13 protein-coding genes are annotated in these 12,615 nt (G+C 43.4%); all 13 read left to right on the top strand.

All coding sequences use genetic code 11. From position 1 onward, the window contains the following. Window positions 1-93 precede the first annotated feature (93 nt). Window positions 94-867 carry a CpsB/CapC family capsule biosynthesis tyrosine phosphatase gene (locus AC075J_RS07900; RefSeq protein ID WP_368256942.1) on the top strand — a complete coding sequence of 258 codons (774 nt, stop codon included), beginning with the start codon at window positions 94-96 and terminating at the stop codon, window positions 865-867. Window positions 868-954: 87 nt separating this feature from the next. Beyond that, a complete protein-coding gene (locus AC075J_RS07895; RefSeq protein WP_368255856.1) occupies window positions 955-1,698 on the top strand; it encodes a YveK family protein in 744 nt (247 codons plus the stop codon). Between the two features lie 3 nt (window positions 1,699-1,701). After that, window positions 1,702-2,511 carry a CpsD/CapB family tyrosine-protein kinase gene (locus AC075J_RS07890; RefSeq protein ID WP_476390218.1) on the top strand — a complete coding sequence of 270 codons (810 nt, stop codon included), beginning with the start codon at window positions 1,702-1,704 and terminating at the stop codon, window positions 2,509-2,511. Continuing rightward, on the top strand, window positions 2,414-3,511 hold the full coding sequence (locus tag AC075J_RS07885) for an LCP family protein (protein WP_476390217.1): 1,098 nt from the start codon (window positions 2,414-2,416) through the stop codon (window positions 3,509-3,511). Before AC075J_RS07890 ends, AC075J_RS07885 begins: the two co-directional genes overlap by 98 nt. Before the next feature lie 89 nt (window positions 3,512-3,600). Continuing rightward, entirely contained in the window at window positions 3,601-4,851 is a 1,251-nt protein-coding gene (locus AC075J_RS07880) for a hypothetical protein (RefSeq protein WP_476390216.1), read from the top strand. Between the two features lie 23 nt (window positions 4,852-4,874). Then, window positions 4,875-5,138: a hypothetical protein gene (locus tag AC075J_RS07875; RefSeq protein WP_349080079.1), complete on the top strand. Its 264-nt coding sequence runs from the start codon at window positions 4,875-4,877 to the stop codon at window positions 5,136-5,138. A 196-nt stretch (window positions 5,139-5,334) separates the two neighbouring features. Continuing rightward, the gene (gene loaP / locus AC075J_RS07870; protein WP_062807633.1) at window positions 5,335-5,841 is read left to right on the top strand and encodes an antiterminator LoaP; all 507 of its coding nucleotides are present in this window, start codon (window positions 5,335-5,337) and stop codon (window positions 5,839-5,841) included. A gap of 29 nt (window positions 5,842-5,870) precedes the next feature. After that, window positions 5,871-7,325, top strand: coding sequence for a sugar transferase (locus tag AC075J_RS07865; protein ID WP_476390215.1), 1,455 nt, complete (start codon window positions 5,871-5,873; stop codon window positions 7,323-7,325). Between the two features lies 1 nt (window position 7,326). Then, complete coding sequence (locus tag AC075J_RS07860) at window positions 7,327-8,454, top strand: glycosyltransferase family 4 protein (RefSeq protein WP_476390214.1); 1,128 nt, start codon at window positions 7,327-7,329, stop codon at window positions 8,452-8,454. Next, the gene (locus AC075J_RS07855) at window positions 8,455-9,672 is read left to right on the top strand and encodes a glycosyltransferase (RefSeq protein WP_476390213.1); all 1,218 of its coding nucleotides are present in this window, start codon (window positions 8,455-8,457) and stop codon (window positions 9,670-9,672) included. It begins immediately after the preceding gene. Beyond that, window positions 9,669-10,706 carry an acyltransferase family protein gene (locus tag AC075J_RS07850; RefSeq protein WP_476390212.1) on the top strand — a complete coding sequence of 346 codons (1,038 nt, stop codon included), beginning with the start codon at window positions 9,669-9,671 and terminating at the stop codon, window positions 10,704-10,706. Before AC075J_RS07855 ends, AC075J_RS07850 begins: the two co-directional genes overlap by 4 nt. Next, window positions 10,699-11,880, top strand: a complete 1,182-nt coding sequence (locus tag AC075J_RS07845) for a radical SAM protein (protein ID WP_476390211.1) — start codon at window positions 10,699-10,701, stop codon at window positions 11,878-11,880. Before AC075J_RS07850 ends, AC075J_RS07845 begins: the two co-directional genes overlap by 8 nt. 79 nt (window positions 11,881-11,959) lie before the next feature. Further along, the coding region (locus tag AC075J_RS07840) for a glycosyltransferase family 2 protein (RefSeq protein WP_476390223.1) at window positions 11,960-12,615 on the top strand (656 nt) is incomplete at its 3' end.

Here is a 12,615-nt window from a genome sequence, read left to right as displayed (position 1 = left end):
ATAATCATGATGTTCAGACACCGTCCCTGTATAAGTTTATATAGGGACGGTGTTTTTGCAGTTATTTGCAATAAAGGGAGATGAAAGAGAAATATGACAGACCACGGTTTATTTGATATCCACTGCCACCTGATTCCGGGAGTGGACGACGGAGCACAGGACCTGGAGGAAACCCGCAGACTGCTCCGCATGGAATATGAACAGGGAGTTAGAAACATTATCGCAACCCCTCATTACAGAGATCAGATGTTTGATACACCCATCCGCACCATCCGCAGCCAGTTCGCTCTGGTGGAGAAATGCGTACAGGAATTCAATCAGGAGCTTGCTAAGGAAGACAGAATGAGAATATACCTGGGCTGTGAATTCCATGCAAACATGCAGATGAGCAGAATGCTGGATGAGGGAAGAGTCAGTACAATGGCAGATTCCGGCTATGTTCTGGTAGAATTCTCAGGAAATGCAGAATACAGCTACATAGAAGACCGTCTCCGCAGCCTTATCATCGTAGGCTACCGTCCCATCATCGCACATGTAGAACGCTGCGACAACATCTGGGGTGACCTGGAACTGATCAGGGACCTTGCACAGATGGGCGCCTATATGCAGGTAAATGCAGATAGCATTCTGGGAAAAAGCGGATTCTATACAAAAAGATTCTGCAGGAAGCTGATGAAAGGAGACCTCCTTCACTTCGTAGGCTCTGACTGCCACGACAGTCGGTACAGGATCTGCCGCACAGGAGAAGCATACAAAAAAGTCATCAGCAAAATGGGACAGGAATATGCTGACAAAATTTTTATTGAAAATCCTTCCACAATTGTAAAAAATGGGGAAAACAGAAGAAAATTTGTCAAATACACTTGAAGAACGTCAGAAATCATATTACAATCTATAAAGTACGGACCGGCCTGTAACTCCGGTTTGATCATATAAGGAAGGAGAATCAAGAATTTGATAAAAGAGGCAAAGAATACCCGGGAAAATCCTGCGCAGCCTGTGGTCACTGAGACGATCATACAGCAGGAAGACACCATAGACCTTGTGGAACTTTTCTGGGTACTGGTCAATCATTGGAAAATTATTCTGCTGACCATGCTGATCACAGCAATGCTGGCAGGTGTCTATTATCTGGTGGGGGTGAAACCATCTTATCAGGCGGATGCATCCATTTTTATCACAAACAATGAATCCGTGATCACAGTTTCTGACCTGCAGCTGAGTTCAGAGCTTACAGAGGACTATGCGAAGATCATCAAGAGCCGTAATGTTCTCAAACAGGTCATCAAAGAGCTGGATCTGGATCTGGATTACAGAGGACTCAGTAAACTGGTCAGTGTAACGAATCCGGACAATTCCCATATTATTACCATCACAGTTACCTGCGGTGACGTGGAACTGTGCAGAGATATTGCAAACAGTCTGATGAATATCGGACTGGATCGTATTTACCAGGTGGTAGGAAGCAGCGAACCTACAGTTATCGATTACTCAGAGGCAGAGGCAGTGGATGAGATCACTCCTGCACTGACAAAATATCTGGCGATTGGACTTCTGCTGGGACTTATCGCAGCCTGTGGACTGATCTGCGTACGTTACATGACAGACACTACATTAAAGACAGAGGATGACCTGAAGAGATATCTGGATATCCCGGTACTTAGTGTGATTCCTTATTACGAAGAGAAGAAAGAGTAGAAGATGGACAGAGAAGATAACAATATTGAATCCCTGTTTCAGGATCTTGTGAAAGAATCCGGATATACGGGAAGACAGACAGAGGTAATACATCCACATGTATCAGATGTATCTTTCCGCGTAAATGAGGCCATTAATGTTCTGCGTGGAAACATCCAGTTAAGTGGAAGCAATATTAAAACAATAGCTGTAACAAGCTCCGTTGCTAATGAGGGTAAATCATCAATAGCCTTCCGCCTGGCAAAGAGCATGGCAGGGCTTGAGAAGAGGATCCTCTTTATAGACTGCGATATCCGTAATTCTACCATACAGAACAGATATGATATTGTAGGTGAGAAGAAGGGATTAAGCGAATACCTGTGCGGAAATATCAGCAAAGAGAAGATCATCTACCGCACAGATGACAAATACCTTGACATGATCTTTACAGGTGCAGTGGCACCAAACCCAAGTGAGCTGGTATCAGGTCCGCTATTTGCAGAGCTGATGGAATTCGTGCGAAGCGTTTATGATTATGTGATCGTAGACACTCCGCCGCTGAATCTGGTTATCGACGGGCTGTTGATCGCCAAGCAGTGCGACGGAACTGTCCTTGTTGTGGAGAGCGGAAAGACAGACAGGGCACAGGCTGATAAGGCGAAGCAGCAGATACAATATGCAGGTATCCGTCTCCTCGGCGCAGTGCTGAACAAAGCGCCGGTTTATGAGAAACATTATGGCTATGGATATGGCTACGGTTATGGTTACGGCTATGGCTACGGATACGGCTATGGAAAGAGCGCTAAGAAGAATGGAAAAGAAAAGAAGAAATAACCCTGTAAATAAGAAACAGATCATCATCAGTCTGGTGATCTGCCTGGCTGTAGCTTTGTTTGCAGCAGTTTTTATCCATATGGAACAGACAAAGCAGAAATCTATGCAGATCACTGCAGGGAACACCCACAATGTGGGCAACAGTTATAGAAATATTGTTTACAAAGGTCAGGAATATCAGTATAATAACCGTATCACAAATATTCTCTATGCCGGTGTGGACTCCACAGGCAAGCTGGAAGCTTCCTCCCAGTATGGAAATAAAGCCAGGGCAGACAGTATTGCTCTGGTGGTGATGGATGAGAAGAATCGCAGGATGACTATTCTCTCCATTAACCGTGATACCATGACTGATATCCGAAGATATACAATGAACGGCAATGACAAGGGACTCTATACCACACACATCGGATATGCCTACAGCTATGGCGATGGGGGAAAGGTAAGCTGTGAGAGCCTCTGTGAGGCAGTATCCCTTTTACTTGGAGATATCCCTGTGAAGCGCTATGTAGTGACAAACCAGGACTCCATGCCCTATATCAATGAGCTGGCAGGCGGGATCACACTTACAGTGCCAAACAACGATCTTCAGGAGAAATATCCGGAGATGGCAGAGGGTGCACAGGTTACCCTGGATGACAGCAACATAAAGGATTTCCTTCAGTACAGGAATACAGAGGAGTCCTTCAGCAATGAGGGCCGTATGCAGAGACAGAAAGCCTATCTCACAGCCTATGTTGAGAAGATGCAGTCCATGGATGAGAATGACCTTGAGAAAGCATGGGATTCCCTCGATGTGATGGACGATTATATCCAGACAAGTGTGACACGCAACCAGTATCTGGGACTTGTGAAGACTCTTAAGAAAGCAGAGTTCACAGAGGACAGTATAGAGCAGCTTCCGGGAACAGACCAGGAGGGAGACCTTCATGATGAGTTCCATGTGGATGAAGATGCACTCCGGGAACTGATCATCCGTTTATTTTATGAAAAAATATGACAGGCTGCTGTTTTTCAACCGCCTTGTTATAAAGTAACCGTAAATTAATAAGAATAGAGCCAGAAGAAGACAGAAAGGAAGGCATTCTTATGAAAAGAAAATATTTCAGCATTTTACTTGCAGCAATGACAATTGCAGCATCTGCCAATGTATATGCAGCCCCAAGCATCGGACAGATCATTCCGGAAGCTCCAAAGGTAGTTGAGGGAAATCTGTCAAACAAACAGGAACTGATCGTAAAAGATGTTGACACAGGTGCCTACAAGGATAAAAAAGTTGCAGAGGTAGTAACAAAAGTAAATGATGATAATACCAAGGTAACCATGAATGAGATTCTGAAAGACCTTAAGGTAGATACAACAGAAACAATTAAAACAAATACAGAGAAGAAAGTAAATCCGTCTCTGTATGAGCCTCTGACACCTTTCGTAGATCTGGTTATTAAGGAAGATGATAAGATCACATATGAAACAAATGGTGCTATTAAAACAACCCTTACCATCGAAGCTGCCAAGGATGTAAAGAAGAAAGATGTACTTCTGATGCAGATCGATCCGACAACAGGAAAGGTTGCCTTTGTTGCAATTGAGAAGTTGGACAAAGCCACAGGCGAAGTCACAGCCACCTTCGATTCACTTGGACCTGTAATGCTGATAGAGAAGGTTCCTGTTGTAACCAAGAAGGTTTCTCCTGAGAAATATGCAGACAAAAAGGTAGCTGATGCGGCAGAGAAGCTGAAAGATCAGAAAGCAGGCTTCACTCTGACAGATTTTATCGATGATCTGACAGATACAGAGAACAAAGAGGTCACACTGGACAACGGACAGACCATCAACCTGGATGACTATGTCAGCGCAAGCAGTCTTATAGATATGGCAATCAAGATGTCAGATGATTACTCCTATGACATGTCCGGCTCTCTTGATGCACAGGTAAACTGTGACATTGATAGTGTTGACTGGAAGAGCCTTGTAACTGCTAATGATGCAGACTTTGATGTTGATACAGCAGAGGGCGACCTGAGCCTTCTTACAGAGATAGAGCCATTCACAATCCCGGACAGCATTGTTGTACAGGCAGATGCTTCTACAGGAGAGCTTAACTATCTTGCAGAGCCTGAACTGAGCTTCGCATATCCGGAAAAAGAAGAAGAGGAAGCTGAGGCAGCAGACGACGCAGATGAGACTGCTGACACAGATGAGACAGCTGATGCAGAAGATGATCTGATGAACTGGATCGTTAAGGACGAAGCAGGCTCTTCTGAACAGCCGAATCTTGTGATCAAAGGCGAATTCAAAGGCATGGGACCTCTTGCAATCTTCACAAAAGATGCAAAATAATCTGATAAGAGAGGAACAGTTCAATGTCACGAAAATCTCGCAGACGCAGACATAAAAAAAATAAATTCATGTCCTCAGTGCTCTACTATGTACTGGTTATTGCTCTGGTGGCAGGCCTTCTGTTTGTTGTAAAGGTAAACCGCCAGGAACGTGCAGAACGCACAGAATACAAAGAAAAGCTGGCCGGCAAAGAGACGGAGGAAGATATTGGTGTACTGGACGACATGATGGTACGACCTACAGCAGAACCTACGGAAACACCAACTGATACAGCAGCAGATAAATGATAAAAAGTACCAAAAATTATTGCATCTTTTTGGCAATAAAGCTATAATAACGTGTAGATAAGACAAAAGGTCTATAGTCTTTGAATCGTCGCTTTGCCGCGTTTAAGGATATTGATTTACATATCTTGAAGAGAATCTGTCTTGAAATACAGGCAGAATGGCGAAGCATACCCAAAATACGGAGGTAAGATATCCAATGTGGTATGTGATGCAGGTGCGAACAGGCACAGAAGAGAACATCCGCTGTCAATGTCAGCGGCTGATAAGCAGCGATATACTAAAACGCTGCTTTATTCCCTACTATCAACAGAAGAAACGATTTCAAGGCAAATGGCATATTCAGGAAAGAATCCTCTTTCCCGGGTATGTCTTTTTAATTGCCGAAAATCTGGAACAGCTGGCTGAAAACCTGAGGAAAGTCACAGGAATGACCAGGCTTCTGGGAACAGGAGACGAGATCATCCCCCTATCTCAGGAAGAAGTAGAGCTGCTTCTGAAGCTGGGAAAAGAAGAACAGTTGGTAGCCATGTCCACAGGGATCATAGAAAATGATCAGGTCAGGATACTCACAGGACCATTACAGGGCATGGAAGGTTATATCAGAAAAATCAACAGACACAAAAGAAAAGCCTGGGTTTCCATAGAAATGTTTGGAAGGAGCGTGGATATGGAGGTTGGGTTGGAAATAGTAAAAAAAGTATGAGAAAAAGAAGGAGAAACTAAGGAAGGCGTATGTATAGAAAAAAATCAAGAGGATGGTATAAACACAAGGACTTTATATTTTTAGATCTTGTGTGTTTATTTCTGTCTTTAATACTGGCATATCTGGTTCGAAATGGTTCTGTCCGGAACATATTTGAACTGGGAATATATCACAACATGATATTCTTTGTAATACTGGCAGATTTATTTCTGATCATTATTTTTGAATCTTATAAAGGCGTTCTGAGGAGAGGTTATTACCAGGAATTACGTTCTGTTATCCAGCAGATGATCCTGATAGAACTGGCAAGTGGTCTGTATCTGTTCACTGTCAGTAATGGACACAGCTTCTCAAGGACAGTTCTGTATCTTATGGGAGTCTTTTATGTACTCCTGTCCTATGGCACAAGAATAATATGGAAAAAACACCTGATCTATAAAATGGCAGAAGGTGGAGAACATTCACTCTATATTGTAACAAATTATAATCTTGCGCCAAAAGTAATCCAGAATGTAAAAAATCACAATTATAATCGATACAACATCAATGGTCTCATAATCATTGATAAAAATATAGCAGGCAGGGAAATTGAAGGAATTCCGGTTGTGGCAGACTTAAAGAATGCTGCATCCTATATTTGCCAGCAATGGGTAGATGAAGTTTTTATAAACGTAGATGCGTCTTATCCATACCCCCATGAACTGATAAATGAACTGCTGGAAATGGGAATGGCAGTTCATGTGAACCTGGCAAAAGTCAGAAGCACCCCCGGGCAGAAACAATTTGTAGAGACTATAGGTGGATATACAGTTCTGACGACCACTATGAACTATGCTACGGACAGACAGGCACTTGCCAAAAGAGCACTGGATATCCTGGGTGGACTGGCAGGCTGTCTTCTGACAGGGATTATCTTTATCTTTGTGGCACCGGCCATTTATATCAGCTCTCCGGGTCCGATCTTCTTCTCACAGATACGGATCGGTCAGAATGGAAAACCATTTAAAATGTACAAATTCCGAAGCATGTATATGGACGCAGAAGAACGCAGGGCAGAACTTATGGCACAGAATAAAATGAGTGATGGCCGTATGTTTAAGATTGATTTCGACCCCCGTGTAATAGGAAATAAGATCCTGCCCGACGGAACCAGAAAAACCGGGATAGGAGAATTTATCAGAAAAACATCACTTGATGAATTCCCACAGTTCTGGAATGTGCTGAATGGGACCATGAGTCTTGTGGGCACCAGACCAATATTACAAGATGAATTGCAGAAATATGAGCTGCATCACAGAGCCAGAATTGCCATTAAACCGGGGATTACAGGTATGTGGCAGGTAAGTGGAAGAAGTGACATTACAGACTTTGAAGAAGTAGTGAGACTGGATACAGAATATATCAGTAACTGGAACTTTGGACTGGATATAAAGATTCTGTTTAAGACAGTGATGACAGTACTGAAGAGAGAAGGATCCGTATAATATGGAAAGAAAACTGGCGGTTTCTATGTTCGGTCAGAAGCGACTGAGCAGAGAAGGCGGAATTGAAATTGTAGCAAAAGAACTTTGCACCAGAATGGTGCAAAATGGCTGTACAGTTACCTGTTATAACCGTTCAGGCCATCATGTGAGTGGTGCAGAGTATGACAATAAAACAGAATATGAAGGAATCCGTCAGAAATATGTTCCGACTATCGAGAAAAAAGGGCTTGCAGCTGTGAGTTCTTCTTTTTTTGCAGCTTTTTACAGTGCATTTGGAAAATATGATGTAGTGCACATTCATGCTGAGGGACCTGCATTTTTTGCATGGCTGCCAAAGTTGTTTGGGAAAAAAGTGGTAGTTACCATACATGGAATAGACTGGCAGCGTGAAAAATGGAAATCAGGATTTGGTTCAAAGTTTATCCGACAGGGCGAAAAGAATGCTGTGAAATACGCAGATGAGATTATTGTTCTGAGTAAAGGAGTTCAGGATTACTTTAAAAATACTTATGACAGAGATACATGGTTCATTCCAAACGGTGTAAACCGTCCGGAAATCAGAAAAGCGGAACTGATTACCCAAAAGTTTGGCCTGACAGAGAATTCCTATATCTTGTTTCTTGGCAGGCTGGTGCCGGAAAAAGGCATCCGATATCTGATAGAAGCATTTAAAAATGTCTGTACAGATAAGAAACTGGTCATTGCAGGCGGTTCCAGTGATACAGACTCCTTTATGAAGGAACTGCAGGAATCGGCAAAGAAAGATGACAGAATTATTTTTACAGGATTCGTACAGGGAAAGATGCTGGATGAACTGTATAGTAATGCATATATTTACACCTTGCCTTCTGATCTGGAGGGTATGCCGCTGAGCCTGTTGGAAGCCATGAGCTATGGCAACTGCTGCCTGGTCTCCGACATTCCCGAATGTACAGAAGTCGTAGAAGATAAGGCATTGATTTTCAAAAAGTCAGATATAGAGGACTTGAAAGAAAAGATTCAGGATGCCTGTGACCATCCTGAAAAAGTTATGAAACTGAAACAACAGGCAGCAGATTTTGTCTGTAAGAAATACAACTGGGACGAGGTTGTAAGGGAAACGATGAAGCTATACAGGAGAAAATCATAGATGAAAGTGTTAATGATAAATAAATTTCTGTACGCCAACGGCGGTAGTGAAACATATATATTCAAGCTGGGGGAGGTACTGAAGCAGCATGGACATGAGGTTCAGTACTTCGGAATGGAGCATGAAGGTCGCTGCGTGGGCAACCGTGTCAATGCTTATACATCTGATATGGACTTTCACGGCGGCAGCAAACTGAGCAAGCTGACTTACCCCATCAAGACCATCTACAGCAAGGAATCACGGGTGCAGCTGAGAAAAGTTCTGGACGACTTCAAGCCGGATGTCTGTCACCTGAACAACTTCAACTACCAGCTGACACCTTCCATCATTCTGGAAATCGTGAAGTGGCGCAAGGAGACCGGAAGGGATTGTAAGATTATCTTCACGGCACATGACTACCAGCTGGTCTGCCCGAACCACATGCTGAACAATCCAAACACCCACCAGAACTGTGAGAAATGCCTCGGCGGTCATTTCGTGAATTGCATGAAAGGCAAGTGCATCCACGGCTCCACTGCGAAGTCGGCCATCGGCATGATGGAGGCTGAGTTCTGGAAGTGGAAGGGTACCTATAAGTACATTGACACCATGATCTGCTGCTCGGAGTTCATGAAGAGCAAGGTGGACAGCAACCCGTTGTTTGCAACGAAGACCGTGGCCATGCACAACTTCATCGACAAGGTGGAGTGGAAAGAAACGGAGAAGAAGGATTACGTCCTCTACTTTGGCCGCTTCTCGGAGGAGAAGGGTATCGGCACGCTCATCAAGGTCTGTAAAGAACTGCCGGATGTGCAGTTCATCTTCGCTGGTACTGGCCCGCTGGAAGAGACAGTAAACGGTATTAAAAACATCAAGAACGTTGGATTTCAGAAGGGCGAGGCACTGGAAAAGCTCATCCGTGAGGCACGGTTCTCCATTTACCCTTCGGAGTGGTATGAGAACTGCCCGTTCTCCGTGATGGAATCCCAGATGTACGGCACGCCGGTGCTGGGAGCTGAGATAGGTGGTATCCCGGAGCTGATTCAGGTTGGCAAGACCGGCGAGTTGTTTGAAAGCGGTAACGGGAAAGATTTGAAGAGAAAGATTGAGAAGCTCTGGAGTGATAAGAAGCGGTGTGCGGAGTACAGTGCGAACTGCAAGGACATCAGCTTCGATACCATTGATGAGTATTACGAGAAAATTATGAAGGTGTATTGCGGAGAGAATAAACAAGGATGAATGAAAGAATAATTGCGAATAATCATTATCCAGGGCTAGATGTGGTTCGTGTTATAGCGATAGCGGGCATTGTTCTAATGCATGTGTTTACAAATGGGAATTACGGTCTAAGCGGATTTTTATTCGAAAAAGTTATCGGAACGGCAGGCAATTTTACCATTCTGTTTATGATGGTAAGTGCCTTTGGAATGTGTTGCGGATACTATGAGAAATTCAAAGCAGGAACAATTAATATAGAAGCATTCTATAAACGCCGATATGAAAAACTATGGCCATTCTTTGCATTGCTCTGCATTTTGGATGTGGTGATTTCTCCAAGTGCGGATAGTGTATATGAGATTTTTGCAAATCTTACAATGCTGCAGGGGCTACTGCCAAACCCACAGATTTCTGTTGTAGGCGTGAGTTGGACTTTGGCAGTAATATTTGTTTTTTACTTGTTGTTTCCATTTTTCTGCTTTTTGTTGTTTTCAAAGAAAAGAGCATGGCTGGGTTTTATTATTGCTGGAATTTATAACATTCTCTGTCAGTTGTACTTTTTTGATGAGCAACATGTACTGGGAAATTTTATGGATAGAGAAAACATCCTGTACAGTGCGATATTTTTCATGGCGGGGGGCCTGATTTATCTTTATCGAGATGAGTTGGAGCGGCTGAAGAATAATAGAATTGTTGCAGTTATAATTCTCGCGATAACGGCTAGTGCATATTATTTTCTAAGTCAAAATGACTTGGTTATGGCCGTTTTTTCTGTGGCAATTATTATCTTTGCGATAACTACCGACGGAAAGCTAGGAGAAAACAAGCTGATAAAAAAACTTAGTTCTATTAGTTTCGAGGTTTACTTGAGCCATATGATGATTTATCGAGTTTTGGAGAAGTTGAAGATAAATCACATGTTTGGATTAAATGCCATTTCATATGGCGTAACGGCAGTTTTAACACTTACTGGAGCGATTGCCTTTTCTTACATCGCAAAAGTGGTACTAGAGAAATTTATTATATGTATGAAAGAGAGAGTTAATCATGTCTGAAGAAAAGAAGTTAAATGGTACGGTCATCGTCACTTATCGCTGCAACGCTCGTTGCTCTATGTGCAATCGCTATAAAGCGCCTTCCAAGCCGGAAGAGGAAATCAGCATCGAAACTATTAAGAAGCTGCCGAAGATGTACTTTACCAATATCACCGGCGGTGAGCCGTTCATCCGCACTGACTTGAAGGAAATCGTGCGTGAACTCTACAAGAAGTCTGACCGTATCGTTATTTCCACGAATGGTTTCTTCACCGACCGTATCGTTGACCTGTGCAAGGAGTTCCCGCAGATCGGTATTCGTATCTCTATCGAAGGTCTGGAGCAGACCAACAACGAGATTCGTGGTCTGCAGAACGGCTACCAGCGTGGTTATGGCACGCTGAAGAAGCTGCGTGAAATGGGTATGAAGGATGTTGGCTTTGGCATGACCGTTCAGGATAAGAATGCCCCGGATCTGGTTCCTTTGTACAAGATTTCCGATGAGATGGGCATGGAGTTTGCAACTGCTTCTCTGCATAACAGCTTCTACTTCGTGGAGGCAAAGAACATCATCCATGACCGTCCTATGGTCGCAAAGAACTTCGAGAATCTGGTCAACGAACTGCTCCGCAGCAACAGCCCGAAGAAGTGGTTCCGTGCTTACTTCAACCACGGCCTGATCAACTACATCTACGGCCAGAAGCGTCTGCTGCCTTGCGACATGAGTTTTGATACCTTCTTCATCGACCCATATGGCGACGTTATGCCTTGCAATGGTACCAAGGATAAGGAAGTCATGGGTAACCTGAACAATCAGACTTGGGATGAGCTGTGGAATAGCACAGAAGCAGAGAAGGTTCGTGCAAAGGTTCGTTGCTGCGACCGTGACTGCTGGATGATTGGCTCTGTCAGCCCGGCTATGCATAAGTACATCTGGAAGCCTGCTACTTGGGTTCTGGTTCATAAGTTCAAGGCTCTCTTCACAAAACATCCATACAGCATGTATGAGCTGAAGATCTGCCGTGACTACCGTGATGGCAAAGTCACCAAAGAGGAACTGGACAAGTGCAGCACCTGCGATATGAACTGTGTGATCAACAACGGTCTGAGTGAGGCAAGTAAAGAGCAGCTGAAGCATAAGACCGGTGAGGAAATCGTGGATGCTGATATTGCACAGCAGATGGAGAATAAATAAGGAAAACAATAACTATGATGATAACAGTTTTAACCCCTACCTTTAATCGGGGGGGGGATTACAAAGCCTCTGGGATTCACTGCAAAAGCAAACTGTAAAAGAGTTTGAGTGGCTTGTAGTTGATGACGGAAGTACTGATGGTACGAAAAATCTAATAACTAAGTTACAAGAAAAAAGTGATTTTCCAATACGGTATATCTATAAGAGTAATGGTGGAAAACACACTGCTTTAAATGTAGGAATACAGACCATTTGCAGCGAACTTACCTTTATAGTTGATTCAGATGACTGTGTGACAGATGATGCAGTTGAGTCGATACTGAAGATTCACAAGAAATACAGGTCACAAAACAATATCTGTGGATATGCATTTCTCAGAGCGTTTCCTGATGGTAAAGTCAATGGCAAGAAGTTTGATGTCAATGAAAAAATAGGTTCCTATATCGATGTGCGCGTAAACGGTGATGACACTGGCGCAGATAAGGCAGAGGTGTTCAAAACACATTGCTTGAAGGAATTCCCGTTTCCTGAATACCCGAATGAGAAATTCCTTGGGGAAGATCTTGTTTGGGTTAGAATGGCTAGAAAATATGAGATGGTACATATTAATAAAGCCATTTACGTCGGAAATTATCTTGAAGATGGATTAACCAATAATCGGCGTAAGCATAATATTGCATCGCCGATAGGATGTATGCATCGAGCAGAGGAATTCATGGAGTCCGACTTAAAGAC

The organism is Blautia sp. ZXY-1-C6 (assembly GCF_056339875.1).
This window is presented reverse-complemented; position numbering and strand designations above follow the sequence as displayed.

Excerpts from the sequence above, each read along its gene's own strand:
- AC075J_RS07875 (WP_349080079.1), top strand. The coding sequence starts at position 4,875 with ATGTCACGAAAATCTCGCAGACGCAGACATAAAAAAAATAAATTCATG.
- AC075J_RS07865 (WP_476390215.1), top strand. The coding sequence starts at position 5,871 with ATGTATAGAAAAAAATCAAGAGGATGGTATAAACACAAGGACTTTATA.
- AC075J_RS07845 (WP_476390211.1), top strand. The coding sequence starts at position 10,699 with ATGTCTGAAGAAAAGAAGTTAAATGGTACGGTCATCGTCACTTATCGC.
- AC075J_RS07855 (WP_476390213.1), top strand. The coding sequence starts at position 8,455 with ATGAAAGTGTTAATGATAAATAAATTTCTGTACGCCAACGGCGGTAGT.
- AC075J_RS07885 (WP_476390217.1), top strand. The coding sequence starts at position 2,414 with ATGGCTATGGATATGGCTACGGTTATGGTTACGGCTATGGCTACGGAT.
- AC075J_RS07900 (WP_368256942.1), top strand. The coding sequence starts at position 94 with ATGACAGACCACGGTTTATTTGATATCCACTGCCACCTGATTCCGGGA.
- AC075J_RS07890 (WP_476390218.1), top strand. The coding sequence starts at position 1,702 with ATGGACAGAGAAGATAACAATATTGAATCCCTGTTTCAGGATCTTGTG.
- AC075J_RS07880 (WP_476390216.1), top strand. The coding sequence starts at position 3,601 with ATGAAAAGAAAATATTTCAGCATTTTACTTGCAGCAATGACAATTGCA.
- loaP (WP_062807633.1), top strand. The coding sequence starts at position 5,335 with ATGTGGTATGTGATGCAGGTGCGAACAGGCACAGAAGAGAACATCCGC.
- AC075J_RS07860 (WP_476390214.1), top strand. The coding sequence starts at position 7,327 with ATGGAAAGAAAACTGGCGGTTTCTATGTTCGGTCAGAAGCGACTGAGC.
- AC075J_RS07850 (WP_476390212.1), top strand. The coding sequence starts at position 9,669 with ATGAATGAAAGAATAATTGCGAATAATCATTATCCAGGGCTAGATGTG.